Origin of the sequence: Pseudoclavibacter sp. VKM Ac-2888, assembly GCF_015351285.1 — a bacterium.
GTDB lineage: Bacteria > Actinomycetota > Actinomycetes > Actinomycetales > Microbacteriaceae > Pseudoclavibacter.
In genome coordinates this window covers 1,472,056-1,497,984 of record NZ_JADKSM010000001.1, presented here as the reverse complement: position 1 = coordinate 1,497,984, position 25,929 = coordinate 1,472,056, and the positions used below count along the sequence as shown (strand labels likewise).

Genomic DNA, 25,929 nt, shown 5'->3' with positions numbered 1-25,929 from the left:
TCCTGGCTGGTCGGCCTGGTCAGTCTGACCGGTTAGCCCTTGGGGGCGAAGAGCTTGGTGATCATGCGTGCGACGAGGTTGAGCAGCATGACGATGATGAGGAGGACGAGTGCGCCTGTCCAGGCGAGGTTGAGCATGTTCTCGGCACCGGCTCCGACCTGCTGCGTGTAGGAGCGGTAGACGAAGACGGGGAGGCTCATCATGGCGCCCTGCGTCATGTTGTAGTTCATGTAGATGTTGAAGCCGGCGGCGATGAGCAGCGGCGCGCTCTCTCCGATGACGCGGGAGATGGCGAGCATGACGCCTGTCGTGATGCCGGCGAGTGCGGTGGGGAGCACGACCTTGGAGATCGTGAGCCACTTCGGCACGCCGAGCGCGTATGAGGCTTCGCGGAGCTCGTTCGGGACGAGGCGGATCATCTCCTCCGAGGAGCGCACGACGGTGGGGATCATGAGCACGGTGAGGGCGATGGAGCCCGCGAGTCCGGTGCGCACGTTGGTGAGCGGGATGCCGAGCGTCTGCAGGATGAGCATGATCATCGTGTAGGCGAACAGGCCGGCGACGATCGACGGGACGCCGGTCATGACATCCACGAAGAAGTTGATGGCCTTGGAGAGGCGCCCCTTGCCGTATTCGACGAGGTAGATCGAGGTGAAGAGCCCGATCGGCACGGAGATGAGGGTCGCGACGAGCGTGATGAGGAGGGTTCCGACGATGGCGTGGATGCCTCCGCCGCCTTCCGTCACGACGCCGACCATCGAGGAGGTGAAGAACGTCATGTCGAAGCGGGCGAGGCCGTTCGCGACGAGGGTGAAGAGCAGGGAGAGCAGCGGCACGAGGGCGAGCACGAACGCGGCGGTGACGAGCGAGGTGACGAAGCGGTTCGTGGCCTGGCGGGGGCCCTCGATGATGCGGGCGATGATCCACTGGCCGGCGATGTAGAAGATCGCGCCGAGGACGGCGAAGCCGGTCCAGTTGAACTCGCCGCCGCCTGCCGCGAGGAGCAGGGTGATCACTGCGGAGAGCGCGAAGCCGCCGACGAGGATCGCGTACGGGCCCCATTTGGGGAGGCGGCCGTGCGTGAGCGGGTTGATCATCTCGGGAGACGTCTGGTTCTGGGCTGGTTTCTGCAATGTTGACGTCATCAGTTGGCTCCTGAGAATTCCTTGCGGCGGCTCACGATCCATCGTGCGAGGGAGTTCACGAGGAGGGTGATGGCGAAGAGCACGAGACCGGATGCGATGAGCACGTTGATGTCGAGGTTCGACGCTTCCGGGAAGGAGAGGGCGATGTTGGCGGCGATCGTCGACGGGTTGGTGTTCGACGTCAGCTGGAAGGTGATCACGCCGGTCGCGGAGAGGACCATGGCGACGGCCATCGTCTCGCCGAGGGCGCGGCCGAGGCCGAGCATGATGGAGGAGACCATTCCGCCGCGTGCGAAGGGCAGGACGGCCATCTTGACCATCTCCCAGCGCGTTGCGCCGAGGGCGAGCGATGCCTCTTCGTGGAGTCGCGGCGTCTGGAGGAAGACCTCGCGGGTGAGGGCGGTGACGATGGGGAGCACCATGACGGCGAGCACGATGGCGGCCGTCAGGATGGTGCGGCCCGTGGCCGACACCTGGCCCTGGAAGAAGGGGAGCCAGGAGAGATTCTCGTTGAGCCACACGTAGAACGGCTGCACGAACGGGCCGAGCACGGTTGCACCCCAGAGGCCGAAGACGACCGAGGGGACGGCGGCGAGGAGGTCGATGACGTAGCCGAGGGGGGCGGCGAGCTTGCGCGACGCGTAGTGCGTGATGAAGAGCGCGACGCCGATGGCGACTGGCACTGCCATGAGGAGCGCGAGCAGCGAGGCCCAGAGCGTTCCGAAGATGAGCGGCAGCACGTACCAGAAGAAGTTGCCTTCGGCTTCCGGCTCGGCGAGGTTGGTCGCTCCGGCGACGAAGTGGCTGTTCTCGGCCGCGTCAGGGAAGAAAGCTGGGAGCCCCTGGAAGAGCAGGAAGAAGAACACGGCGGCGAGGATCGCGAGGATGAGCGATCCGGAGAACGTCGAGAGGAAGCTGAAGACGCGGTCGCCCGGGCGCGACTTCGCCTTCACCGATGTGCCCGCGTCTGGGGCGAGTTCTGCAGTCATCTGCTGAGGGTTTCCCTAAGTCAATTGGGTGGAACGAGGCGAGCGGCGGATGAGAGCCGAATCGCCCGGTGCCATGCTTTCACAGCACGGCACCGGGCTGAAACGGATCTTCGGTGCTCGCGGACTACTTGATGGCGTCGACCGCGGCCTGGGCCTGGGTGCGGAGGTCGTCCGAGATGGGCGCGGAGCCCGCGTTCTCGGCGGCCGCATCCTGTGCCTCAGGGCTGATCACGTAGTCGAAGTAGGCCTTGACGTTGGCACCGACGGTGGGGTCGGTGTACTCGGCGCAGCCGATGAGGTACGAGACGAGGACGATCGGGTAGACGCCTTCGGCTGAGCGGTCGAGCTCGAACGAGAGGTCGGTCGCGGCGCGGCCTTCCTCGAGCGTGGAGTTGTCGACGACGGCGGCTGCCGCCTCGGGGGAGAGCTCGACGAACTCGGAGCCCGTCTGGATCGCTGCCGTGCTGAGGTCACCGGCGGCGGATGCGTCGAGGTAGCCGATGGTGCCGTTGCCGGAGGTCAGTGCCTGCTGGACACCGGGGGTCTCCTGGGCGCCTTCACCGCCCGAGATGGGCCAGTCGTCGCTGTCCTCGAAGGTCCACACGTCGGGAGCAGCTTCGACGAGGTACGACGTGAAGTTGCCCGTCGTGCCGGACGTGTCGGAGCGGTGGACCGGCGTGATGGCGAGGTCGGGGAACGTGACGCCGGCGTTGAGCGCGGCGATCTCGGGGGCGTTCCAGTTGGTGATCTCGCCCTTGAAGATCTTGGCGAGGGTCGCGGGGTCGAGGTTGAGCGAGTCGACGCCCTCGACGTTGAACGCGACGGCGATGGGGGAGATGTAGGCGGGGATCTCGACGAGGTCGGTGCCGTCGACGCAGTTGCCGAAGCCGCCTGCCTCGATCTCTTCCATCTTGAAGGCGCGGTCGGAGCCGATGAAGGCCGAGGTGCCGTTCGTGAAGTCGGTGCGGCCGGCGCCGGAGCCGCCGCCGGCGTAGTTGATCTGGATGTTCGGCTGGACGGCGGCGAAGCCGGCGATCCAGGAGGTCTGTGCGGTGCCCTGCGACGATGCGCCGGACGCGGCGAGGGTGCCCGTGAGCTGCGCTTCACCTTCAACTGCGGTTCCCGGCTCTGCTGCGGTTGGCTCGTTGCTGGCGCAAGCCGCAAGCGTGAGTGCGGCGATTGCGGCCATGGCGACCGATGCGCCTACTCGCGTGAACTTCATGGAGTTTCCCTTCGGGGACAGGTGACATTCCTTGGGATCAGTTGCGATCCGTCGGTGACGCTATGCGCGAAGGGTGACGAGGAGGGGCGGGGAAAGTGAACGGGGGGTGAACGGGCTGGGAATGCGCGCAGATTTCTTGCCGCTCCCGCTTACTTCATCTGCTCCAGGACGGGCTCGATCTGCGTCCGGAGCGCATCCGAGATGGGAGCGGAGCCGGCGGCCTCTGCCGAGGCTGACTGGCCTTCCTCGCTCACGACGAAGCTGAAGTAGGCCTTGGCGTTGGTGCCGACTGAGCTGTCGGCGTACTCGGCGCAGCCGATGAGGTAGGAGACGAGCACGATCGGGTAGACGCCAGGCGTCGTTCGGTTCAGCTCGAACGCGAGGTCGGTCGGAGCGCGTCCCGTTTCGATGGTGGAGTTGTCGACGACCGCGGCGGCCGCTTCTGGCGAGAACGGCACGAACTCGCCGCCCGTCTCGACGGAGGCGGTCGTGAGGCCGTCGGCGGCGGACGCATCCATGTAGCCGATCGTGCCGTTGGCGCGCAGGGCCTGCTGCATGCCTGCGCTCTCCTGAGCAGCCTCGCCGCTGTTCACGGGCCACTCGTCGACCTCGCCGTAGCTCCAGGCGTCGCCAGCTGCCTCATCGAGGTACGCCGTGAAGTTGCCGGTCGTGCCCGACTTGTCGGAACGGTGCACTGGCGTGATGGCGAGCGCGGGGAGGGCCGTGTCCGGGTTGAGGGCCGCGATCTCCGGCGCATCCCACGAGTCGATGTCGCCGGAGAAGATGCCGGCGATGGCGGCTGCGTCGAGTCGCAGCTCGTCGACTCCCTCCAGCGCGAACGCGACGGCGATGGGCGAGATGTAGGCGGGGATCTCGACGAGGTTGCTGCCGTCTGCGCAGGCGCGGAACGGGCCTTCCCCGATCTCGTCGATGTCGAACGCGCGGTCCGAGCCGATGAAGGCGGAGGTGCCGTTCTGGAAGTCGGAGCGGCCCGCGCCTGAGCCGCCGCCCGCGTAGTTGACGCGCACATCCGGCTCGATGGGGTAGAAGCCTGCGATCCAGGCCGTCTGCGCGACGCCCTGCGATGACGCACCGGATGCGCTCAGCACGCCGTCGAGGTGCTGCGACCGCGGATCCTTGCTGACCGAGATCTCGTTGAGCGCGCATCCGCTGGTCACGAGGGCGGTGGTTGCGAGGAGCGCCAGGGCGGCGAGTGCTCGGGAGTGGTGCATCGAGATCCTTCTGCCATCAGGGGTCAGGCGAGCCCGGGTCGACCGGGATCGAACTAGGGCCTGAATCAGTATGGACGAGAAGTGGACGCGACGTGACGTGCAGGTGAACGGCGGCGGGCGCGAGGGCTCGCAACCGCGGCCGCGGCTCAGGTGATCGGCCCGTGCGTCTCCGCCGCCACGACGCCCGCTCGCGGGTGGTTGACGGGGACGTGGATGACGGAGCACTCGCCGGTCGACAGCATGGCGTGGCGCGCGAGGGAGCTCGGGCGCGTCGCCGTGTGCAGGGCGATGGAGCGGATGATGGCGGGCATGACGGGGGAGTGGCTGCAGATGACCGTGCTGCGCCGTCTCGAGATGAGCTTGCGCACCACCTCGTCGAGCTCTTCCTCGTCTTTCGTGTACGAACCCTGGGCGATGCTGCGCTCGACCTGGGGGGTCAGGTCGAGCAGTGAGCTGATGGGGGCCACGGTCGAGCGGCAGCGGACGGCATTCGAGGTGATGACCGCTTCCGGGCCGAACGAGCGGAGGATGGGGACGACCGTCTCTGCCTGCTCCAATCCTCGGGCCGTGATGGGGCGCGAGTCGTCGTCGCCCGGCCACGACTGCGGGGGCACGGCCGTCGCGTGGCGGAGCACGAGGATCGCGAAGGTGCGGTGCAGCCCGCGCCGGTACCGGTCGGCGAAGATCTCGAGCACCTCGCGGTCTCGGTCGTAGCTGAGGAGCTTCTTGGCCTTCTTGAGCGATACCCAGTCGATGCCGTCGACCTCGTCGTTCGGCTCGAACACGTGCCCCTCGTACGCGGCGTCGTCGACCTCGGCGGTCCAGTAGTGCACCTCCTTGGGCCTGCCATTCGGCATGACGTACTCGACGTACCCGAGGGGTGCGCCGAGGGTCGCCCGGTAGCCGGTCTCCTCTTCCACCTCTCGGGCGGCCGTCTCCGGGAGCGTCTCTCCGGGGTCGACCTTGCCCTTGGGGAGGGAGTAGTCGCCGTGCCGCCCGCGGTGGATGATGAGCACCTTGAGCTTGTCGTCGGCGATGTCTTCGTGCCACAGCACAGCGCCTGCCGCGTAGACGGTGCGCGAGGCGGCAGGGATGTCGATCGTCATGCGGCTAGGCCAGCGTCGTCGGCCTGCGACGCTTGCTGATGCGTCGCATCATCTCGTCGTGCAGGTCGGTGAGCCGGTCGCCGTTCTCGTCCCTGGCGTGGCGGATCCACTCGGCGTCGGAGCCGAGGTGCCAGGTCGCGGTGGTGTCGGCCATCGCGAGGTCGAACATGCCGCCGATGTCCGCCGCGTGGTTCTCGTCGGTGATGCGCACGAGCGCCTCGATGCGGCGGTCGAGGTTGCGGTGCATCATGTCGGCTGAGCCGATGAACACGCGCTCGTCGCCGTCGTTCGCGAAGCAGAAGATGCGGGAGTGCTCGAGGTAGCGCCCGACGACGGAGCGCACTCGGATGGTCTCGCTGAGGCCGGGGACGCCGGGGCGGAGGCCGCAGATGCCGCGCACCCAGATGTCGACGGGAACGCCAGCCTGGCTGGCGCGGTAGAGCGCGTCGATGATCTCCTCGTCGACCATGGAGTTGACCTTGATGCGGATGCGGCTCGGCTTGCCGTCGAGCGCGTTCTTGCGCTCCTTGTCGATGAGGTTGAGGAGGCCGGGGCGGAGGTGCATGGGGGCGACGAGGAGGCGCGTGAACTTGCGCTCGATGGCGTAGCCAGAGAGCTGGTTGAAGAGGCGCGTGATGTCGCGGGAGATCTTCTCGTTGCACGTGAAGAGCCCGAGGTCCTCGTAGATGCGGCTCGTCTTCGGGTTGTAGTTGCCGGTGCCGATGTGGTTGTACATCTTGAGCTCGTTGTCTTCCTTGCGGATGACCTGCAGCAGCTTGCAGTGGGTCTTGAGCCCGACGGTGCCGTAGACGACGTGCACGCCGGCCTTCTCGAGCTTGCGAGCCCAGACGATGTTGTTCTGCTCGTCGAAGCGTGCCTTGATCTCGACGAGGACCAGCACCTGCTTGCCCGATTCCGCGGCCTTGATGAGGGCGTTGACGATGGGGCTGTCGCCGGAGGTGCGGTACAGGGTCTGCTTGATGGCGAGCACGTTCGGGTCGGCCGCGGCGACCTCGAGGAAGGCCTGCACGCTCGTCGAGAACGCCTCGTACGGGTGCTGCACGAGCACGTCGCGGCGGGCGATGGCGCCGAACATGTCGGCCTTCTCGTCGCTCTCGGACGTCCGGAAGGCGGCTGCGGTGACGGGCACGTGCGTCCGGTACTTGAGGTCGGGCCGGTTGATCGCCCCGAGCGCGAAGAGGCCGCCGAGGTCGAGGGGGCCGGGGAGGACGTACACCTCGTTGTGGGTGATGTCGAGCTCCGTCATGAGCAGCTCGAGGGTCTCGTCGTCCATGTCGTTGGAGACCTCGAGGCGGATGGGCGGGCCGAAGCGGCGGCGCAGGAGCTCCTTCTCGAGGGCCTGCAGGAGGTTCTCGGTCTCGTCCTCCTCGATCGTCATGTCCTCGTTGCGGGTGAGGCGGAACGCGTGGTGGTCGAGGATCTTCATGCCGGGGAAGACGTGCCCGAGGTGCTGGGCGATGAGGTCCTCGAGGAGGATGAAGCGGGCCTTGCCGTGGTCGGACTGCAGCGGGTAGAAGCGCGGCAGCACGGGGGGCACCTTGAGGCGGGCGAACTCCTCCTTCTCGCTGCGGGGGTTGTAGACCCGCACGGAGATGTTGAGGGAGAGGCCCGAGATGTAGGGGAACGGATGCACGGGGTCGACGGCGAGCGGCATCAGCACGGGGAAGATCTGCTCGTCGAAGAGGTCGCCGAGCTCGACGCGCTCGGCGTCGGAGAGCTCGTCCCAGCTGACGATGTGGATACCCTGGTCGGCGAGCTCCGGGCGCACGCTGCCGTTGAAGATCGCGGCGTGCCGCTTCTGCAGCTCGTAGGCCTTCGAGCGGATCGTGTCGAGCGCCTCCTGCGGCGGAACTCCCGCGGGGGTCGGGACGGCGAGGCCGGTCGCGATGCGGCGCTTGAGGCCCGCGACTCGCACCATGAAGAACTCGTCGAGGTTCGACGAGAAGATGGCGAGGAAGTTCGCGCGCTCAAGGAGGGGCGTCGAGGGGTCCTCGCCGAGTTCGAGCACACGCTGGTTGAACGCGAGCCAGCTCAGCTCGCGGTCGACGAAGCGGCTGCGCGGCATCTCCTGCGAGTCTGCACCGGCCTCGGGGGCGCGGAGTTCGATAGTCATGCGGTCATCCTTCCAGGTGTGCGGAGAGGAACGGCGTCTTGTCGTCCGAGTCTCGCGGGAGTTGGTCCCTGTCCTGCAGGAATCGGGGGTTCCTGCCGGTGAAGATCAGCAGAGTCACGCGAACGGATCATGAACGGGTGCGTCGGTACTGCACGTCGATCGAGAGCTGCTCGTAGCCGAGAGAGCGGTAGAGCGAGAGTGCGGCGTCGTTGTCGCCTTCGACGTAGAGGGAGGTGCGCTCGGCACCTGTCGCGTGCATTCGCTCGAGGCCTGCCTGCATGAGCGCTCGGCCGAGCCCGCGGCCGGCGGCCTGGGGGGCGACGCCGACGACGTAGATCTCGACCTCATCGCCTTCGCGCTTGAGCCAGTTGTAGCCGAGCAGCGTGCCGTCGGCGTCGCGCAGCAGGAGGAAGTCGTCGGCGTCGAACCAGTCGGTCGACTGCCGCGCTTGGAGGCCGGGGGCGTCGAGCGCGCCCTGCTCTGGGTGGCTGCGGAAGACGATGGCGTTCAGGGCCAGGAAGTCGTCGGCGTCGGCGGGGGTGAAGGGTGAGATCGAGTATCCCTCGGGGGATGGCGCCGCCTCGGCGTCCGCCGCGGTGAGGGGGCGACCGAGCTTCAGGAGCGTGCGCACGGCGTCGAGGCCACGGGAGGAGGCGAGCGCGGAGGCGCCCGCCAGGTTGCCGTGGGCCCAGAGGACCGGCGCGGCCTCGCCCTCAGCGGCGACGGCGTCGAAGAGCTCGCCGCCAAGGCCTCGCCGCCGGTGCTCCGGATGCACGACGAGCTCTCCCTCGACGGTTCCGTCGTCGAGGTCCCGCGTGAGGGCCGCGGCGATGAGCCTGCCGGCATCGTCGATGGCCGTCAGTCGCCGCTCGCCGAGCGACAGGAGCGTGTCCTCGTTGAACGGGGCGACACCGTCAGCCGCAGTTGCGGCGTCTGCGAGTTCGCGGACCTCCGCACTTCGAGGCGCAGCCGATGCGGCAGTGGAGAGATCGGGCATCGGTGCTCCTAGGGGGTGGTGGCGTCGTCGAGCGATGAGCCGCCGGTGGGGACCGGCTCGTCCCGTGCCGCTTCGCCGTTGCGCAGGAGCCGGTAGCCGACGTTGCGCACCGTGCCGATGACGCTCTCCTGATCGCCGAGCTTGGCGCGCAGTCGTCGCACGTGCACGTCGACCGTGCGCGTGCCGCCGAAGTAGTCGTAGCCCCACACCTCGCTCAGCAGCCGCTCACGCGTGAACACGTGGTCGGGGTGCGAGGCGAGATACCGCAGCAGCTCGAACTCCTTGAACGTCAGGTCGAGGGTGCGCCCTCGATACCTGGCCGTGTAGCTGTGCTCGTCGATCGTCAACGGACCGATGGCGATCGTGCCGCTCGGCTCCTCGACCGCCGCCTGGGGGCGGAGGAGACGGATGCGCGCATCCACCTCGGCCGGCCCGGCCGTTCGCAGGATGACGTCGCCGATGCCCCAGTCGGAGGAGATGGCGGGGAGGCCGCCTTCCGTGATGGCGAGCAGCACAGGAACGGACGACTCGATCGTGTTGAGCACGCCGCACAGGCGCTTCGCGCTCGGGAGGTCGCTCGTGCCATCGATGATGTTCGCGTCCGCCTGGGGAGCGGATGCGAGGGCTGACGCGGTCGGTGGGAGCACCCGGACGCGGTGCGCCAGAAGTGTGAGGGAAGGGAGAGCGTGCTCGACGCCGCCGGCGCTGAACAAGAGGACGTCTGCCAAATGTGGCCTCCTCGATGTTTGGTCGGACTCGCTGGCTAGTCTACGCACCCTCGGGACAGCTCCAGCGTGCACAATGGGGCAATGACCCGCGAACGAGTGAGCATCGGCATCGTCTGGCTGGCTGCAGTGGTCGGAGTGTTCGGCGTTGCGATCCTCGCGGATCCCTCGCGGCACCTGGTCTGGGTGAGCATCCTCATGCTCACGCTCATCTGCCTGACCTGCCTCCTGCAGCTGCGCCTGCAGGAGAGCGACGGGTTCATCATGCGGATGAGTCTCAGCCTGGTCGGAGCCCTGGTCGTGCTTGGCGTCGCCTCGCTCGGCTTCGCGATGCTCGGCGGCGACGCGGTCGTCGGAACACCGAGTCACAGCTGAACCGCGCCGCCCTTCGCGCGCGGCCGCAATGGCTAGGATGGACGGCATGGACACCGTGCTTGTTATCGAAATCATCTTCACCGGCTTGCTGGTGCTCGCGCTCATCGCCATCAGCTTCGTCTCCGTGGTTGTGCTGAAGAACCTCTTCAAGGGTCAGAACTAGCCAGCCCCGTAGGGCGCCGCAGCTGCTGGATCGAGAGGAAACCCCCGATGGTGTACGACATCCCAACTGACCTCCCTCCCGAGATCGTGCCGCTCTCCTGGCTGCTCGGCGTGTGGGAGGGCACTGGCCACGTCGAGTACAAGGTGGGCGAGGAAGTGCGCGAGCAGGCCTTCCGCCAGCGTGTGAGCTTCAGCCACGACGGCCTTCCCTACCTCAACTACTCCGCGCAGCTGTGGCTCGAGGAGGGCACGGGCGACGAGCCCGTGCAGGTGCCGCTCACGGGCGAGACCGGCTTCTGGCGGCTGGCGCGCACGAGGGACGACGGCGACGTCGGTCCCGGCTACCTTCCCCCGACGGCCCCCGCCACCATCACCGATGCGGACGGCGTCGAGGGGCTCCGCGACGACGAGCAGGCGTTCCCGCTCGAGGTCTCCATCGTGCACCCGACCGGACTCCTCGAGCGCTACAGCGGCAGCGCGCGCGGGCCGCGAGTCGACTTGAAGACCGAGGAAGTCCTGCTCGCGCCCGGCGCGAAGGAGTTCACGGCGTCCACCCGCATGTACGGCTACGTGGCGGGGGAGCTGCTGTGGGCCTGGGACATCGCCGCCCTCGGCCAGGAGCTCGCGACCCACGCGTCGGCGAAGCTGGCCAAGCTTGACTGAGCACCCCGTCTCGAACGAGCCCTCGTCTGTCGCCGACGAGCCTCAGCCGGACCGTTCGCCCTTCCTCGCGCTCCCCGGCGCGGTGGATGGTGTCGGCATCGACGCGGGTGTCGCCTGGCACTACGGGCAGGTGACGGCCGACCAGCGTGAGCTCGCAGCGGGCCGCTCCATCGTGGATGCCTCGCACCTCGGTGTCATCCGCCTCACGGGCGCCGACCGGCTCACCTGGCTCGACTCGCTCACCTCGCAGCGGCTCACGACCCTCGAGCCCGGGCAGAGTGCTGAGACGCTGCTCCTCGACATCCAGGGGCACATCGAGCACGGTGCTGCCGTGCTCGACGACGGTACGGCGACCTGGCTCATCACCGAGCGCGAGTCGGCTCCCGTGTTCGCGGCCTGGCTGAACCGGATGCGGTTCCTCCTCGACGTGCAGGTCGCCGAGGTCACGGACCAGTTCGCGGTCGTCGCGACGCTCGGCCAGCTCGACCTCGGTGCGGCGGCCCCCAACGGCACGCCCCTCGTCTGGAACGACCCGTGGGCCACTCCTCCCGCACACGGCTGGAGCTACTCGCAGTTCCCGGTCATCCCCGCCGACGGCGCGGTCGACGCGCACCCCGGAGCCGACTTCCCGGTGAAGCTGCATGTCCTCGAGCGCGCGAGCCTGCAGGGGCTCGTCGACCGCGCACTGGCGGGCGAGCTGCCCGTCGCAGGCATGCACGCGTTCGAGGCGCTCCGCATCGCGGCGCTCCGTCCCCGCCTCGGGGCTGAGGTCGACTCGAGGGCGATCCCGCACGAGTTCGACTGGCTCCGCAGCGCCGTCCACCTCGAGAAGGGCTGCTACCGCGGGCAGGAGACGGTCGCGAAGGTCCACTTCCTCGGTCGTCCGCCGCGCAGGATCGTCCTCCTCGACCTGGACGGCTCGCTCGGCGAGCTTCCCGTGGCCGGCAGCACGCTTTCGGTCGAGGGCGATGCCAAGGCGCAGACGGTCGGACGCATCAGCTCGGTCGCGATCCATCACGAGGACGGCCCCATCGCGTTGGCGCTCGTGAAGCGCTCGCTCGCGGAAGACGCCTCGCTTGTCGTGGAGCTCGCCGACGGGCAGCAGGTCTCGGCGAGCGCGACGACGATCGTGTCGCCGACGGCTGGCCGCGCGGCAGACGTGCCGCGCCTGCCGCGCCTCGAGCGTCGCGGGCAGTAGACATGTCGGCTCCGGCGGCTGGCGTCGGGGCCGCGTTCGCCCGTCTGCGGGCCTCGCTTCCGGCGGTGCTGCAGATCACGGCGGCGGCCTTCGCCGCCTACGCGATCGCGCACTGGGGGCTTGGGCATCCCATCCCGTTCCTCGCCGTGACGGTCGCGATCACGAGCCTCGGCCTGCAGCGCGACGCGCGCCCGCGTCGGGTCTTCGACACGGCGCTCGGCATCACCTTCGGGGTGCTGCTCTCCAACCTCTCGCTCCTGCTCTTCGGGCGCGGCGTGTGGCAGGTGACCGTCGTCCTCGCGGTCGTGCTCCTGCTCGCGCAGCTCGTGCACCCGAGCCCCGGGTTCGCGATCGGCGCCGCCGTGCAGGCGTCGCTGGTGCAGCTCATCCCCGTCCAGGGCGTCGGCGAGTACTCGCGCCTCCTCGACGCGGTCATCGGGGGAGCGGTGGCCATCGCGGCGACCGCGCTCATCCCGCGCAACGCGTCGGCGCTCGCGAAGAACGAGGCCAAGGGGCTCATCGGCGCGCTCGCCCAGGCGCTCGGCGATATCTCGCAGGCCCTGCGCAGGGGAGACAGCGACGCAGGCCTCGCCGCGCTCGAGGAGCTGCGCATGACGCAGGCCACGCTCGACGCCTGGTCGACCGAGCTCGAGAGCGCCGCATCCATCGCCCGGATCTCGCCGTTCATGCGCCACCATCGCGGGAGGGTCGAGCGGATGGCGGAACTGCGCACGAGCATCGACCTCGCCACGCGCAATCTCCGGGTGGTCGCGCGGCGTGCCTGGTCGCTGTCGTGGGATGGTCGCCACCGCGAGGAGCTCGCCGACCTCCTCGGCGACATCCAGTCGGGGATGCTCGAGCTGCAGCTCGGTCTCGACGACGACGCGATGCTCCACCAGTCGCGCCAGACGCTGCTCATCGCGGCGGCCAGGCTGGAGCCGGAGCACCTGCATGGAGCGCAGCTCGGCGACTCGGTGCTGCTCATGCAGTGCAGGCCCCTCGTCGTCGACCTGCTCATCGCGAGCGGCATGGAGGCGGAGGCCGCTCGCACGGCCCTCCCCGAGGTCCACTAGCCGCCGCGCCGTGGCCCCGACGCGCGGACTACGAGGGTGCGAGCGCGCCGGAGGCGGGGGCAACGGCGTCCCACGAGACCGTGATCTCGCCGAGGCGCCAGCGCTTCCGCGAGTCGGCGAGCGGCCAGCCGGCCGCGCGCATCCGCTCGCACACGGCGATGAAGCGCTGCCTCGCGCCGAACGTCTGTCGTGGGGCCTCCCGCTGCCAGGCGTCGTCGAGTGCCTTCAGGTACTCGTGCACGCCTTCGCCAGGCACGTTGCGGTGGATGAGGGCCTTCGGCAGTCGTTCGGCAACCACGAGCGGAGACTCAAGGCTGGCGGTGTGCAGCGAGACCGTGAACGTCCGAGGCCCGGCCGCGTCGACGCCGATCCAGGACGATACGCGGCCGACCTCGTTGCACGTTCCCTCGACGAGCAGACCGCCTGGCGCGAGTCGACCGGTCATCCGGGCCCAGGCCTCGGCGACTTCCGACTCGTCGTACTGCCGCAGCACGTTCATGGCTCGGATGACACTCGGCTGCTCGCCGCCGGGGGTCGGCACCTCGAAGCCACCGACGGCGAAGCTCACTCGGCCCGCGAGCTCTGGCCGATCGGCGAGCTGCGCTCTGGCGAGCGCCACGCGCCCCGGGTCGATCTCGAGGCCGTGCACTCGCACCTCGGGAGAGGCCCGTCGGAGGCGATCCGCCAGCTCGAATGCCGTCGCGCCGCTCGCCCCGTAGCCCAGGTCGACGACAAGCGGGCGCGGGGCGGACTGCAGCGCGGGGTGCTCCGCGATCCAGCGGTCGACTCTCCGCAGGCGGTTCGTTCCCGTCGTTCCGCGTGTGAGTCGACCCAATGGCATGCGACGAGACTATTTCAGCTTCGGTCTCCTCACCGTCGCACGCGGGTCACCCCCACTCGGTACGCTTGGACCATGACTGAAGCGCTGACCCTCATCCTGGTCCGTCACGGACAGAGCGAATGGAACGAGAAGAACCTCTTTACCGGCTGGGTGGATGTTGAGCTCACCGAGCAGGGCCGCGAAGAGGGTGCCCGCGCGGGCCGCCTCATCCGCGAGTCCGGCCTCAAGCCCAACGTGCTCTACACGTCGCTGCTCACGCGCGCGATCGACACCGCGAACCTCGCGCTGAAGGAAGCCGGCCGCGGCTGGATCGACGTCGAGCGCACGTGGCGCCTCAACGAGCGCCACTACGGCGACCTGCAGGGCAAGGACAAGGCTCAGGTCCGCGACCAGTACGGCGAGGAGCAGTTCATGGAGTGGCGCCGCTCGTACGACACGCCGCCGCCCGCCCTCGACGACAGCAGCGAGTTCTCGCAGGCGCACGACGAGCGCTACGCGGACCTCGGCGATGAGCTGCCCCGCACGGAGTGCCTGAAGGACGTCCTCGTTCGCTTCCTCCCGTACTGGGAAGAGGAGGTGCTGCCGACGCTCGTGAAGCGCGGCACCGTCATGGTGGCCGCCCACGGCAACAGCCTGCGTGCGCTCGTGAAGCACCTCGAGGGCATCAGCGACGACGACATCGCCGCCGTGAACATCCCGACCGGCATGCCCCTGGTCTACCGTTTCGACCCCGAGACGCACGAAGTCCTCGGCAAGGGCGAGTACCTCGACCCGGAGGCAGCAGCCGCAGGAGCTGCCGCGGTCGCGTCGCAGGGCAAGTAGCACCGGGCCTCGCTGAACAGCAGAACGGCGGATGCTCCAGGAGTATCTCCTGGAGCATCCGCCGTTCTGCTGCTGCTCAGAGCCGGGCCGTTTTTCACCCTCGGGCTGTCACGCCCGGACCTGAGGACCCGAGACGCCTAGGCGCCGGGGGTGACCGGGGCGACCGGAGTGGAGGGCTCCTTCTCCTGCATCCACTCGCCGCTGGTCAGGTACTGCACCTTCTGTGCGATCGAGACCGCGTGGTCGGCGAAGCGCTCGAAGTAGCGGCTCGCGAGCGTCGCGTCGACGACCTCGACGCTCTGCGCCTGGATGTCGTCGGACAGGAGCGCGTCGAACGTGCTGCGGTGCAGGTCGTCGATCTGCGTGTCGCTCGCCTTGATCTCGTCGGCGATGCGGTTCGTCTCCTCGTCGTTGCCCGCGTCGAGCAGGGCGACGAGCTGACGGGCGACGGCCACGTCGAGGCGGCTCATCTCGGCGAACACGGGACGAAGCGTGTTCGGGCCGACACCGCCGGGGAAGCGGTAGCGAGCGAGCGCCGCGATGTGCGCCGCGAGGTCGCCCATGCGCTCGAGCGAGGAGCTGATGCGCAGCGCGCTCACGACGAGGCGCAGATCGCGCGCGACGGGTGACTGGCGGGCGATGATCTCGATGGTGTGCTCATCGAGGGCGATGGCGAGCTCGTCGATGCGGGCATCGTCGGAGATGACCTGCTCGGCGAGGGCGACATCGGAGGTGGTGAACGCAACGGCGGCGCGCTGCATGGCGGACTCGACGTGGCGGGCGATCTCCACGAGGCCGTTGCTGACCTCAGCGAGTTCCTGCTGGAAAACTTCGCGCATGTTTATCCTCTTGTTTCGTGGCAACGGGCGATGTGCCGCTGCCCGCGTTTCTGGGCAGACCGGTCGCCCAGTCCCTCTGGGAGTGACTCTGCTCTCACGGGCGATTCTACGGAGCCAAGGTAACCGACTCGTGTACGACGGGTGTCGAGTCCGCTGGCCCATATGCTGGGCACATGGACTCGTCCGTCGCAGTGGTCCTTGCGATCGTACTCGGCTTCCTCTTGGGTGCAGGTTTTGTCTGGCTGCTCCACGTCGCCTCGGTACGTCAGGCAAAGGCAAGAGCTGCATTCTCCCCCCGCCTCCCCGAGGGCATCGAGCATCTGCTCGGCGCCCTCGACTCGATCGTGATCGTCACCGACCCGTCCAGGAACGTCTACCAGTCCTCCCCGGGGGCTACGTCGAAAGGGCTCGTCCGTGCCGGCGGGCGCCTCGACGAGCGTGTCGGGGCCGTCGTGGATGAGGCGAGGCGTCAGGGCGAGGCGGTCACCAAGGACCTCGAGATCGCCCGTGGCCCCTTCGGGCGCTCGGAGATCCACGTGAGGGTGCGTGCGGCGCCCCTCTCGACGCGGTTCTTCCTGGTGCTCGCGGAGGATCGCACGGAGGCGCTTCGCGTCGAGAGCGTGCGCCGAGACTTCGTGGCCAATGTGAGTCACGAGCTCAAGACCCCCATCGGCGCGGTCACGCTGCTCGCAGAGGCCATCGCAGAGTCTGCGGGTGACGTGGAGCAGGTCAAGTACTTCACGGGGCGGCTCAGCAAGGAGAGCCTGCGCCTCGCCTCGATCACCAACGAGCTCATCGAGCTGTCCAGGCTGCAGTCGAGCGACTCCCTCGCAGACCCGGAGCTCCTCTCGATCCACGAGATCCTCTCGCTCGCCGTCGACCAGTCGCGCGTGCCCGCCGAGGTGGCCGGCGTCGACATCGTGCTCGGCGACGACGTGGATGCGTTCGTCTACGGCGAGCGGGCTCACCTCCTCATGTGCTTCACGAACCTCGTGTCCAACGCGGTCCAGTACTCGTCGCCGAACTCGCGGGTGGGGATCGGCACGCGACTCGTCGACGACACCGTCGAGGTCGCCATCTCAGACCAGGGCATCGGCATCGCCCCGGAGGATCAGGGGCGCATCTTCGAGCGCTTCTTCCGCGTCGACCAGGCCCGTTCCCGACGCACCGGCGGCACGGGCCTCGGCCTGAGCATCGTGCGGCACGTGGCCGAGAACCACGGCGGCGACGTGCGCGTCTGGTCGCAGCCCGGGAAGGGATCGACGTTCACGGTTCGCCTCCCCTCCGCCGATTCCGTCGTCGCGGAGATCGACCTGCAGCGCTTCACCGAGCGCCGCTCAGCCTGAGACGCGTCGGGCGGCCCCGACCGACGGCACGCCGTCGAACGGGCGCGGCCCTTGGCACGTCACTCAATGTTCACGAAAGATATGCACAATGGCCTCCGTGACCCGCATCCTCCTCGTCGAAGACGAATCCGCACTGCATGAGCCGCTCTCCTTCCTCCTCGGACGGGAGGGGTACGAGGTCGCTGTCGCCGAGACGGGCCTCGACGCCCTCGACCTGTTCGACCGTGATGGTGCCGACCTGGTGCTCCTCGACCTCATGCTCCCTGGCGTCCCCGGGACCGAGGTCTGCAAGCAGATCCGCCTCACGTCGAAGGTGCCCATCATCATGCTCACGGCCAAGGACAGCGAGGTCGACATCGTCGTCGGTCTCGAGCTGGGTGCCGACGACTACGTCACGAAGCCGTACTCCACGCGCGAGCTGCTGGCCCGCGTGCGCGCCGTGCTCCGCCGCAACGAGCAGGAGGACGAGGGCGAGGATGACAGCATCATCGAGGTCGGCGAGGTTCGCATGGACCTCGACCGGCACACTCTGCAGGTCTCGGGCAAGGTGACCCCCATGCCGTTGAAGGAGTACGAGCTGCTCGAGTACCTGATGCGGAACTCGGGGCGCGTGCTCACGCGTGGGCAGCTCATCGACCGCGTCTGGGGGCCGGACTACTACGGCGACACCAAGACGCTCGACGTGCACATCAAGCGCATCCGCAGCCGCATCGAGGAGAAGCCGTCGACTCCCGTGCGCCTCGTGACGGTGCGCGGGCTCGGCTACCGCTACGAGGGCTGAGCGACTCACAGACGGCGCAACACGAGAAGGGCGCATCCACTCACGTGGATGCGCCCTTCTCGGCAGTCTGCGTGCGTCGGCTAGGCCGTGCCGCCTTCTTCCGGTACCTCGGTGGGTGCCGGCGTGGGGGCGATGCTCGGCGGTGCCGCGGGCGGCTCGGTCTGGGCAGGGCCGGGAACGAGCGTCGAGTACTCCGGCAGCGTGCCGTCGAGCACGGGGACGGTCACTGCCTGCATGGTCTGGACGCCGTCGAGGGTCGCCGTGAAGTCGACGTCGTGGGTGGAGCCCGGGGTGAAATCCATGCCTTCGAGGAGCACAGTCGCGCCCTCGCCGAAGCCCACCTGCGTGACGCCCGCGGATGCGTCGACGGGAACGGTCACGACGACCTCCTGCTCGACGCCGTTGATGAGTCCCGTGTACGTGATGTCGAGCGAGCCGGCGCTGCCCGTGTGGTTGACGACCGAGAAGATGAGGTTCGCCCGGTCAGTCACGTCGGTGCCGACCAGCGTGTCGGTGATGAGGATGGCGTTGCGGACCTCGAGGTCGCCGACGTTGGCGTTCGTGCCGTCGCTCGCCGAGTACTGCGTCGTGGTTCGCTGGGGGGAGATGTAGTTGCAGCCGGCAAGCCCAACCGCGACTGCGGCGGCAAGGGTGACGGACGCGACGGCGCGGATCTTCACGTCTGGAGCCTCCAGGTTCGGACCGTGCGGCTGTCGCCGCACGAATTCACAGGATGCAGGAAGCCTATCTGATCCAGGTGCCCCTCCTGGACGAAGCGGCGGCGGACTCTACCACCCCAGTCCTCGAATGAGCCGTTTTGACATGGTACTCTTAGGTGCCGAAAGGGGCTTGTATTTATGCAGTTTGAGGTCGGGGAGACAGTCGTCTATCCCCATCACGGCGCGGCCACCATTTCAGAGGTGAAGATCCGAGTCATCAAGGGCGAAGAGAAGATGTTCCTCAAGTTGAACGTTGCACAGGGAGACCTCGTCATCGAGGTTCCTGCTGACAACGTCGACCTGGTAGGAGTACGCGACGTCATCGGACAGGACGGTCTCGACCGTGTGTTCGAGGTGCTGCGCGCCCCCATCACCGAGGAGCCGACGAACTGGTCCCGCAGGTACAAGTCGAATCTTGAGAAGCTCGCCTCCGGCGATGTCATCAAGGTGTCGGAGGTCGTGCGCGACCTCTGGCGACGCGATCAGGATCGGGGCCTCTCTGCGGGTGAGAAGCGAATGCTCGCGAAGGCCAGGCAGATCCTCGTCTCGGAGCTCGCGCTCGCCGAGAAGACCGACGAGGAGAAGGCCGGCGACGTCCTCGACAAGGTTCTCGCTTCCTAGTCAGCACTCCGGGTGGTTCTGCGGCTCGTGAGGGTCGTTCAACGCACACCATGCGCTTTGCCGTCAGGGCCGCGCGGACGTCCATTCGTCCGCGCGGCCCTGACGCGTATGCTGGTGCAGTGAATCAGCGCATCTACGACACGCAGACGCAAGCACTCGGCGACTTCACGCCGATGGTGCCAGGCGAGGTCTCGATGTACGTCTGCGGGCCGACGGTGCAGTCAGCGCCCCACGCTGGTCACCTCCGTTCGGCGCTCGTCTACGACCAGTTCCGGTCATGGTTCGAGGCGAGCGGCCTCCGGGTGACGCTCGTGCGCAACGTCACCGACATCGACGACAAGACTCTTGCCGGAGCCACCGCTGGCGAACCGTGGTGGGCACTCGCGTACCGCGTGGAACGCGAGTTCAACGCCGCCTACGCGGCGCTCGGCATCCGCCCACCCACGTACGAGCCTCGCGCGACGGGGTCCATCCCGGAGATGCAGGAGCTCATCTCGCTGCTCATCGAGCGCGGCCACGCGTATCCGGCTGCCGACGAGAGCGGCGACGTGTGGTTCGACACCGGCAGCTGGCCGAGCTACGGAGAGCTCACGCGCCAGCGCCCCGAGGACATGGCAGAGGGCGAGGCGCCGAGCCGCGGCAAGCGCAGCGCCGCCGACTTCGCGCTCTGGAAGGGCCGCAAGCCCGGCGAGCCGGAGTCGGCCGCCTGGGCCTCGCCCTGGGGCTCAGGTCGGCCGGGCTGGCACATCGAGTGCTCGGCGATGTCGACCAAGTACCTCGGGCCGACCTTCGACATCCACGGCGGTGGGCGCGACCTCCGCTTCCCCCACCATGAGAACGAGCTGGCGCAGTCGCGCGCCGCGGGCCTCGAGTTCGCTCGCACGTGGGTGCACAACGGCCTCGTCTCGGTGGCAGGACAGAAGATGTCGAAGTCGATCGGCAACACGGTCTCGGCGCTCGACCTCCTGTCCTCCGCTCGCCCCGTCGTGGTCCGCTACTTCCTCGGGTCGGCGCACTACCGCTCGACCATCGAGATCGGCGACACCTCGCTCGAGGAGGCAGCCGCGTCGTTCGCGCGCATCGAGTCGTTCCTCGAGCGCGCGGAGCGGGCCGGCCTCCCGGTTCCAGCCGAGCCGGCGGGCACGGTGCGACTCGACGGCCTCCCCGCTGCGTTCGTCGCCGCGATGAACGACGACTTCGCGGTCCCGCAGGCCATAGCGTCGCTGCACGAGACGGTGACCGCCGGCAACCAGGCGTTCGACACGGGCGCGGCGGATGCGGCGGCCCGAGCAGCACGCGAGGTCACCTCGATGCTCGACATCCTCGGCATCAACCCACGCGCCGAGCAGTGGAGCGGGGGAGCGGATGCGGCCGGCGACACGGCCCTCGCGGCGCTCGTCGACTCGCTGCTCGTGGAGCGCAAGCAGGCCCGCGGTGCGAAGGACTTCGCCCGCGCAGATCAGATTCGAGACACGCTGGCAGCAGCCGGCGTGCAGATTGAAGACTCGCCGAACGGCAGCTTCTGGACGTTGGAGAAGGCATGAGCACGAATTCGCGCGGCAACCGCAGCAAGAAGGGCCCCACGAAGGGCACCGGCGGCAACGGCCGCAAGTCCCTCGAAGGTCGGGGCAACACGCCGCGCGCCGAGGACCGTTCCTGGCACGTGGCCGGCAAGCGCAAGGCCGCGAAGGAACGCCTGGAAGCCGCTCGCGGTGGCTCCAAGCCGCGTCCGGCGCAGCGTGAGGGCGGCGCCCCGCGCCGCGCGCGGACCGACGACAGCACGGAGCTCGTGACGGGCCGCAACTCGGTGGTCGAAGCGCTGCGCGCCGGCATCCCCGCGACGACGCTCTATGTCGCCGCGCGCGGTGAGATGGATGAGCGCGTCAAGGAGATCTTCAAGATCGCCACCGAGCGCAAGATCCCGATCCTCGAGGTCATGCGTCCCGAGCTCGACCGCATGGCGGGCCGCGATGCGGTCCACCAGGGCGTCATCATCAAGGTGCCGGCGTACACGTACGCCGACCCGATGGAGGAGCTCGACCGCGCCATCCAGCGTCGCCGGAACCCGCTGTTCGTCGCGCTCGACGGCATCACGGACCCTCGCAACCTCGGCGCCATCGTGCGTTCCGTGGCGGCGTTCGGCGGCGATGGCATCATCGTGCCGCAGCGACGCTCGGTCGGCATGACGGCCTCCGCGTGGAAGACCTCCGCCGGCGCCGCAGCGCGTCTGCCCGTCTCCATGGCCTCGAACCTCACGGCCACCATCAAGGCGTACAAGAAGGCCGGCGTCTTCGTCATCGGCCTCGACGGCGACGGCGACGTCTCGCTGCCGTCGCTCGAGCTCGCGACCTCTCCGCTCCTCGTCGTCGTCGGCAGCGAGGGCAAGGGCCTCTCGAGGCTCGTCACCGAGCACTGCGACGCGATCGTCTCCATCCCGATCGACGGGGCGACGGAATCCCTCAACGCGGGCATCGCGACGAGCATCACGATGTACGAGGTCTCGAAGCTGCGGGCCGCCAAGCGCGCCGCCAAGTAGGCGCAGCAACTGCGATCAGATGGGCCTCACCTGCGGGTGGGGCCCATCGTCGTATCTGGTCCCATGTCGTGGAGACGGGTCAGCGGCACCACGAGGTCAGGAAGCCGGTGAGGCGGCGGAGCTCCGCGCCCGTGGCGATGTCGATGACGGTGGTCGTCGACTGCTTCATACCGGGAAGGACGGCGTAGCCGTCCGGCCCCTGCGCGCCGAGGCCCGTCTCGACGGCGAGGTACTGGCCGTTGGGGGAGACGCAGATGTCGCGCAGCCACTCGCCGCTGTCGCCCGGGTCGAAGAGCGTGCGCTGGCCGTCGGCGTCGGCGAACTCCACCGTGACGTCGGCGAGCCCGGCCGCCGCATCCGCGACCGCGGAGATCTGGGTTCCCTCCGGGTCGAGCACGCTCGTCTGGGTGAGGTACTGCGTCTCGCTGAGCGTCATCGGAGCCGGGGTGAGCTGCTCCGCGGTCCCCGAGCTCAGATCGAAGAGGGTGTAGCCGCCGACACCGGAGGTCACGGCGGTGGCCGTGCCGGGAACGAAGCCATGGAAGTGCTGCGCCTGGCCGATCGGCTCGGCGGGGGTGCCGGCGAGCACGTTCACGAGGTACAGCTGCTCGTCGAGGGTCTGCGCGATGAGCGCCCCTGTGCGGGGCGCGAACGCCCACGTCGAGACCATGAGCGGTGTGCCGTCGGGGCCTGCCACCTGCTTGGGGCGGAACGACGTGTCGCTCGTGTCGAAGACGAACAGCGAGCGCACCAGCTCGGTCTGCCCGTCGGCGTGCACGCCGTCGACGACGAAGCCGATGAGGCCGCTCGCCGCGTCGGCGGCGAGGCTCGAGAAGCTCCCGGTCGCGTCCACGTTCAGCGGGACAGCCGGTCCGGGCTCAGCGCGGGGCGCGACGCCGACCGTGCCGAGGCCTGCGGAGTCCTGTTCGATGACGGCGACGAACGCGTCCGTGAGGGCATACTCCTGGATGCGCGGGGCGGTGAACAGGATGCTCGGCTCACCCCCGCCGGAGACGTTCGTCTCGATGACCCGGTCCTCGAGCGTCCCGCCGGTCGAGATCGCCCCGCGGACGAGTGTCGACACCTCGAGGGGCGGAGTCGTGAACTCGGTCTCGAGGGTCGATGAGACGCCCGTCGAGGAGCTCACGGCGTCCGTCACTGTGAGGGTGTAGCTCGTGTCGTAGGCGAGCAGCTGCTCGAACGTCACCGTGATCGTGCCGTTCTCCTCCGTGAGGCTGTAGTCGGCGGCTGGCTCGAGGACGACCTGCGCGGGGTCGATCTCGCGGAGGCGCTGGTTCGGTGTCAGCACGAGGCGCGTGCCCTGCTGCTCGACCGTGCCGATGGCGTTGACCGCCGTCGACGCGACTCGCGGGCCCTGCAGGATGTTGCCGACGGCGAGCCCCGCGGCGAGCAGTGCGAGCACGATGACCGCCAGGATGAACGTCCTGCGGAAGCGGCGTCCGCCCGAGGCGAGATCAGTAGACATAGGGGTCGTTCGGCTGGTCGATCGCGGTGATGGTCGTCGGCATGAGTGCGACGCGCTCGGCGCTGGAGGCGCTCGGGTTCGTGACGAACGCGCCGTCGACCTCGACCCAGGAATCGACGGGGTAGCTGCCCTGCCAACCGGGCTGGTGCACGGCGACGCCGACCGGGGCGGCGTCGATCGCGCAGCAGTTCACGACGAAGCGCGCCAGGATGAAGGCGTCCGGCGAGTCCGGGTCCTCGGTCACGAACCCGACGAGCTTCGCGCGTTCGCCGAGCACCTGCTGCTCCCCGTCGCCCTGGCGGAGCATCGCGGCCCAGTCCTTGACGGTGAAGGAGCTGGTGTCGCGGCCCCGGAGCGTCTCGCCCTCCGAGATCGGGGAGTCCACGGTCTGCGCGTTGGCGTTGAGGGAGCGGTTCTCCACCGCCGCGGAGCTGAGCGTCACCGGCGGCGCGATGATGAGCGCCACGAACGCCGTGGCGACGACGACGAGCGTGACGGTCGTCGAGGCGATCACGGCGATGCGCTGACGTGCGCCGAGCCGCGGGCGGCGGTTGCTCCGCCGTGTGGTCGATGTGCCGAGCGCATCCGACTCATGCGAGTGGTCGTGGTCATGTCCGTGGTCGTGGTCGTCGCGACCCGGGGTGACGGCGATGGCCGCGATCGCGAGGACGCCGCCGATGACAGCCATGATCGAGGTGAACACGAAGTAGCGGGGGTGGATGTAGAGCGAGAGCCCGCCCGTCATGGAGAGCCACACCGTGGCGACGACGGTGAAGAGCGTGAGCGCGACCCCGCGCCATCTGGAGAGCAGTCGTTCAAGCAATGAGGTTCACTCCGAGTCCGAGGGTGAAGGCCGACAGCGCGACGATGAGGGTGATGCGCGCGAGGACCGCGCTCGTGTAGGTCGTGCGCATGAGCGCGAGCATCTTGACGTCGATCATCGGCCCCATCACGAGGAAGGCCACGATCCCGCCGGGCATGAACGTGCCGACGAAGGACAGGGCGAAGAACGCGTCGACGTTCGCGCAGATCGAGATGACGAAGCCGAGCGTCATGAGCACGAGCACCGAGAGCACGGGATGCTCGCCGAGCGTCGTGAGGAGATCGCGTGAGACGCCGACCTGGATGGCCCCCGCGATGGCCGACCCGATGAAGAGCGCGGGGAGCATCGTGGAGGTCTCGGCGCCGAACATCGACGCGCTCGCCCGCAAGCGGTCGCGGACGCCGGAGCGGCCCCCGTGTCCGTGCTTCGCCTCCAGCTCGCAGGTTGCGGCGAAGCTCGGCGTGAGCAGCTCCTGTGGTCTCGGGTGGCGGCTGAACAGGAAGCCGATGACGTTGGCGATGACGAAGCCGCCGATGATGCGGGCGGCCAGGATCCCGTGGTCCCAGCCGAACGCCTGGTACGTCGTGACGATCGTGATGGGGTTCAGGATGGGCGCTGCGAGCAGGAACGTGATCGACTCGGCAGGCGTGAAGCCGCGGAGCACGAGGCCGCGGGCGAGGGGCACGTTGCCGCACTCGCAGACGGGCAGGGCGATGCCGAACAGGGAGATCACGGCGCGTCGGAGCCAGGGGCTCTGCGGCAGGATGCGCATCAGGAAGCCCGGCGGGAGCCAATGCTGGACGACGATCGAGAGCAGGATGCCGAGCACGATGAACGGCATGGACTCGATGACGACGCTCAAGGAGAGCGTCACGAAGTCGCTGATCGGGCCGAGGGCCGGTGCGTCGTCGAGCGAAGCCGTGAACGTCCTGATCGCAATGAGCGTGAGGATCAGGCCCGCGCCGATGGTCAGTCCGAGCACACCGCGACTTGCGGTCGTGCGCTGAGGGCGCGGTGCGCGCTGCGCAGTCGTGTGCTCGTGCATCCAGCCGAGTATAGTTCGGGCCGCTTTCGGAACACGGAGGCAACGAGGGACTCGCGCGGGGCGGTGAGGATTCTGGAGCCGACTGCGAGGTTCGAACTCGCGACATCCGCTTTACAAGAGCGGTGCTCTACCAGCTGAGCTAAGTCGGCCTGCTGCAATCGCAGCGGCACCATCATAGCCATGCGGTGCGCGAGGCGCGCACCGCATGGCCACTCGGGTGCTGCGCTCCTTACTCGGGGGGCGTCTCGTCGTCCGGGGTGAAGGAGAGCGAGAGCGAGTTCATGCAGTAGCGGTCGCCCGTCGGGGTGCCGAAGCCGTCGGGGAACACGTGCCCGAGGTGGGACCCGCAGTTCGCGCAGCGCACCTCGGTGCGCACCATGCCGAGCGAGCGGTCCTCGAGCAGCTGGACTGCGTCGGGGCGGACCGACTCGTAGAAGCTCGGCCACCCGCATCCGGAGTCGAACTTCGTTCCGGCCTTGAAGAGCTCGGAGCCGCATGCGCGGCAGGTGTACAGTCCGGCGCGCCCCTCTTCGAGGAGCTCTCCCGTGTAGGCCCGCTCAGTGCCTGCCTCGCGCAGCACGTGGTACTCCTGCGGCGTGAGCTCAGCGCGCCACTCGGAATCGGGCTTGTTGACGGCGTAGGACACCGTGCCTCCTGGAGATCGACGAGACCGCTGGGAGCGGTCAGGGAGGAACGAGCATACGCGCGTTGCGTGAGTCCAGTCCGTGAGCCGTGCTCGTACACTTCCTGCATGGAACGGGACGTGGAGCTCAGCGACCTCGAGCGCGCCCTGCTGGATTTCGAAGACCTGAATCCGCGGCAGAACGCAGCGAAGACGGCAGCGATCAGGGATCGCTTCGGCTGGTCGACGACGCAGTACTACCGAAATCTCGCTACGCTCATCGAGACACCAGCTGCGCTCGCTCACCAGCCGATGCTCGTCGGCCGCCTACGGCGTGCGCGCGAGCGGCGGGCGGATGAGCGCCAGCTGCGGCGCGAGCAGCGCATGTCCAGCGCCTCTCCCACCTCAGGACGGATTCGGTAAAAAC

Annotated in this window: 26 protein-coding genes and 1 tRNA gene; 11 read left to right on the top strand and 16 right to left on the bottom strand. The window is 68.5% G+C overall.

Going from position 1 to position 25,929, the window contains the following annotated elements:
• Positions 1–32: 32 nt before the first annotated feature.
• From pstA to ITJ61_RS19745, 8 genes are all read right to left on the bottom strand, one after another.
• Positions 33–1,145 (bottom strand): phosphate ABC transporter permease PstA, encoded by a 1,113-nt coding sequence (gene pstA / locus ITJ61_RS07205; RefSeq protein ID WP_104241955.1) that lies wholly within the window; start codon positions 1,143–1,145, stop codon positions 33–35.
• A complete protein-coding gene (pstC, locus tag ITJ61_RS07200) occupies positions 1,145–2,134 on the bottom strand; it encodes a phosphate ABC transporter permease subunit PstC (protein ID WP_104241953.1) in 990 nt (329 codons plus the stop codon). The genes pstA and pstC overlap by 1 nt, the downstream gene beginning before the upstream one ends.
• Before the next feature lie 124 nt (positions 2,135–2,258).
• Complete coding sequence (locus tag ITJ61_RS07195; RefSeq protein WP_104241951.1) at positions 2,259–3,356, bottom strand: phosphate ABC transporter substrate-binding protein PstS; 1,098 nt, start codon at positions 3,354–3,356, stop codon at positions 2,259–2,261.
• Positions 3,357–3,505: 149 nt separating this feature from the next.
• On the bottom strand, positions 3,506–4,588 hold the full coding sequence (locus ITJ61_RS07190; RefSeq protein ID WP_104241949.1) for a phosphate ABC transporter substrate-binding protein PstS: 1,083 nt from the start codon (positions 4,586–4,588) through the stop codon (positions 3,506–3,508).
• Between the two features lie 146 nt (positions 4,589–4,734).
• Positions 4,735–5,694, bottom strand: coding sequence for an NUDIX hydrolase (locus tag ITJ61_RS07185; protein ID WP_104241947.1), 960 nt, complete (start codon positions 5,692–5,694; stop codon positions 4,735–4,737).
• Between the two features lie 4 nt (positions 5,695–5,698).
• Complete coding sequence (locus ITJ61_RS07180; RefSeq protein ID WP_228496619.1) at positions 5,699–7,828, bottom strand: RNA degradosome polyphosphate kinase; 2,130 nt, start codon at positions 7,826–7,828, stop codon at positions 5,699–5,701.
• Positions 7,829–7,955: 127 nt separating this feature from the next.
• Complete coding sequence (gene mshD / locus ITJ61_RS07175) at positions 7,956–8,825, bottom strand: mycothiol synthase (RefSeq protein ID WP_194685871.1); 870 nt, start codon at positions 8,823–8,825, stop codon at positions 7,956–7,958.
• Positions 8,826–8,833: 8 nt separating this feature from the next.
• Complete coding sequence (locus ITJ61_RS19745; protein ID WP_228496618.1) at positions 8,834–9,553, bottom strand: winged helix family transcriptional regulator; 720 nt, start codon at positions 9,551–9,553, stop codon at positions 8,834–8,836.
• Positions 9,554–9,634: 81 nt separating this feature from the next.
• Here ITJ61_RS19745 and ITJ61_RS19740 point away from each other — a divergent pair, with 81 nt between their 5' ends.
• The 4 genes from ITJ61_RS19740 (at position 9,635) to ITJ61_RS07155 (ending at position 13,021) form a co-directional block, all read left to right on the top strand.
• On the top strand, positions 9,635–9,925 hold the full coding sequence (locus ITJ61_RS19740; RefSeq protein ID WP_228496617.1) for a hypothetical protein: 291 nt from the start codon (positions 9,635–9,637) through the stop codon (positions 9,923–9,925).
• Between the two features lie 213 nt (positions 9,926–10,138).
• Positions 10,139–10,750, top strand: coding sequence for an FABP family protein (locus ITJ61_RS07165; protein ID WP_194686703.1), 612 nt, complete (start codon positions 10,139–10,141; stop codon positions 10,748–10,750).
• Positions 10,743–11,948, top strand: coding sequence for a YgfZ/GcvT domain-containing protein (locus ITJ61_RS07160; RefSeq protein WP_104241941.1), 1,206 nt, complete (start codon positions 10,743–10,745; stop codon positions 11,946–11,948). The genes ITJ61_RS07165 and ITJ61_RS07160 overlap by 8 nt, the downstream gene beginning before the upstream one ends.
• Before the next feature lie 2 nt (positions 11,949–11,950).
• Positions 11,951–13,021, top strand: a complete 1,071-nt coding sequence (locus ITJ61_RS07155; RefSeq protein WP_194685870.1) for an FUSC family protein — start codon at positions 11,951–11,953, stop codon at positions 13,019–13,021.
• 28 nt (positions 13,022–13,049) lie between these two features.
• On the opposite strand, the gene ITJ61_RS07150 is transcribed toward ITJ61_RS07155, so the two are convergent.
• Entirely contained in the window at positions 13,050–13,862 is an 813-nt protein-coding gene (locus tag ITJ61_RS07150; protein ID WP_104307086.1) for a class I SAM-dependent methyltransferase, read from the bottom strand.
• Between the two features lie 72 nt (positions 13,863–13,934).
• Between ITJ61_RS07150 and ITJ61_RS07145 the strand changes: the two genes are divergently transcribed.
• Positions 13,935–14,684, top strand: a complete 750-nt coding sequence (locus ITJ61_RS07145) for a phosphoglyceromutase (RefSeq protein WP_104241936.1) — start codon at positions 13,935–13,937, stop codon at positions 14,682–14,684.
• Positions 14,685–14,821: 137 nt separating this feature from the next.
• On the opposite strand, the gene phoU is transcribed toward ITJ61_RS07145, so the two are convergent.
• A complete protein-coding gene (gene phoU / locus ITJ61_RS07140; protein WP_104241934.1) occupies positions 14,822–15,523 on the bottom strand; it encodes a phosphate signaling complex protein PhoU in 702 nt (233 codons plus the stop codon).
• Between the two features lie 173 nt (positions 15,524–15,696).
• On the opposite strand from phoU, the gene ITJ61_RS07135 reads away from it, so the two are divergent.
• Both ITJ61_RS07135 and ITJ61_RS07130 read left to right on the top strand, forming a co-directional pair.
• Positions 15,697–16,869, top strand: a complete 1,173-nt coding sequence (locus tag ITJ61_RS07135) for a sensor histidine kinase (RefSeq protein WP_104241932.1) — start codon at positions 15,697–15,699, stop codon at positions 16,867–16,869.
• Positions 16,870–16,966: 97 nt separating this feature from the next.
• Positions 16,967–17,650 (top strand): response regulator transcription factor, encoded by a 684-nt coding sequence (locus tag ITJ61_RS07130; protein WP_068479999.1) that lies wholly within the window; start codon positions 16,967–16,969, stop codon positions 17,648–17,650.
• Between the two features lie 80 nt (positions 17,651–17,730).
• Here the strand turns inward: ITJ61_RS07130 and ITJ61_RS07125 are convergent, their stop codons facing one another.
• Positions 17,731–18,330 carry a DNA modification methylase gene (locus tag ITJ61_RS07125; RefSeq protein WP_104241930.1) on the bottom strand — a complete coding sequence of 200 codons (600 nt, stop codon included), beginning with the start codon at positions 18,328–18,330 and terminating at the stop codon, positions 17,731–17,733.
• A 177-nt stretch (positions 18,331–18,507) separates the two neighbouring features.
• Here ITJ61_RS07125 and ITJ61_RS07120 point away from each other — a divergent pair, with 177 nt between their 5' ends.
• The 3 genes from ITJ61_RS07120 to rlmB all read left to right on the top strand — a co-directional run bounded on the left by ITJ61_RS07120 (position 18,508) and on the right by rlmB (position 21,526).
• Complete coding sequence (locus ITJ61_RS07120) at positions 18,508–18,990, top strand: CarD family transcriptional regulator (protein WP_104241928.1); 483 nt, start codon at positions 18,508–18,510, stop codon at positions 18,988–18,990.
• Positions 18,991–19,109: 119 nt separating this feature from the next.
• A complete protein-coding gene (gene cysS, locus ITJ61_RS07115) occupies positions 19,110–20,534 on the top strand; it encodes a cysteine--tRNA ligase (protein ID WP_194685869.1) in 1,425 nt (474 codons plus the stop codon).
• A complete protein-coding gene (gene rlmB, locus ITJ61_RS07110) occupies positions 20,531–21,526 on the top strand; it encodes a 23S rRNA (guanosine(2251)-2'-O)-methyltransferase RlmB (protein ID WP_104241924.1) in 996 nt (331 codons plus the stop codon). The genes cysS and rlmB overlap by 4 nt, the downstream gene beginning before the upstream one ends.
• Positions 21,527–21,605: 79 nt before the next feature.
• Here rlmB and ITJ61_RS07105 read toward each other — a convergent pair whose 3' ends face one another.
• The 5 genes from ITJ61_RS07105 to msrB form a co-directional block, all read right to left on the bottom strand.
• The gene (locus tag ITJ61_RS07105; protein WP_194685868.1) at positions 21,606–23,012 is read right to left on the bottom strand and encodes a hypothetical protein; all 1,407 of its coding nucleotides are present in this window, start codon (positions 23,010–23,012) and stop codon (positions 21,606–21,608) included.
• Positions 23,002–23,835: a TIGR03943 family putative permease subunit gene (locus ITJ61_RS07100; RefSeq protein WP_104299346.1), complete on the bottom strand. Its 834-nt coding sequence runs from the start codon at positions 23,833–23,835 to the stop codon at positions 23,002–23,004. Before ITJ61_RS07100 ends, ITJ61_RS07105 begins: the two co-directional genes overlap by 11 nt.
• Positions 23,828–24,880 carry a permease gene (locus ITJ61_RS07095; RefSeq protein ID WP_104241918.1) on the bottom strand — a complete coding sequence of 351 codons (1,053 nt, stop codon included), beginning with the start codon at positions 24,878–24,880 and terminating at the stop codon, positions 23,828–23,830. The genes ITJ61_RS07100 and ITJ61_RS07095 overlap by 8 nt, the downstream gene beginning before the upstream one ends.
• A gap of 73 nt (positions 24,881–24,953) precedes the next feature.
• Positions 24,954–25,029, bottom strand: a tRNA-Thr gene (locus tag ITJ61_RS07090).
• A gap of 80 nt (positions 25,030–25,109) precedes the next feature.
• Positions 25,110–25,526 (bottom strand): peptide-methionine (R)-S-oxide reductase MsrB, encoded by a 417-nt coding sequence (gene msrB / locus ITJ61_RS07085; protein ID WP_194685867.1) that lies wholly within the window; start codon positions 25,524–25,526, stop codon positions 25,110–25,112.
• A 105-nt stretch (positions 25,527–25,631) separates the two neighbouring features.
• On the opposite strand from msrB, the gene ITJ61_RS07080 reads away from it, so the two are divergent.
• Positions 25,632–25,925, top strand: a complete 294-nt coding sequence (locus ITJ61_RS07080; protein ID WP_104241914.1) for a DUF3263 domain-containing protein — start codon at positions 25,632–25,634, stop codon at positions 25,923–25,925.
• Positions 25,926–25,929: the final 4 nt, after the last annotated feature.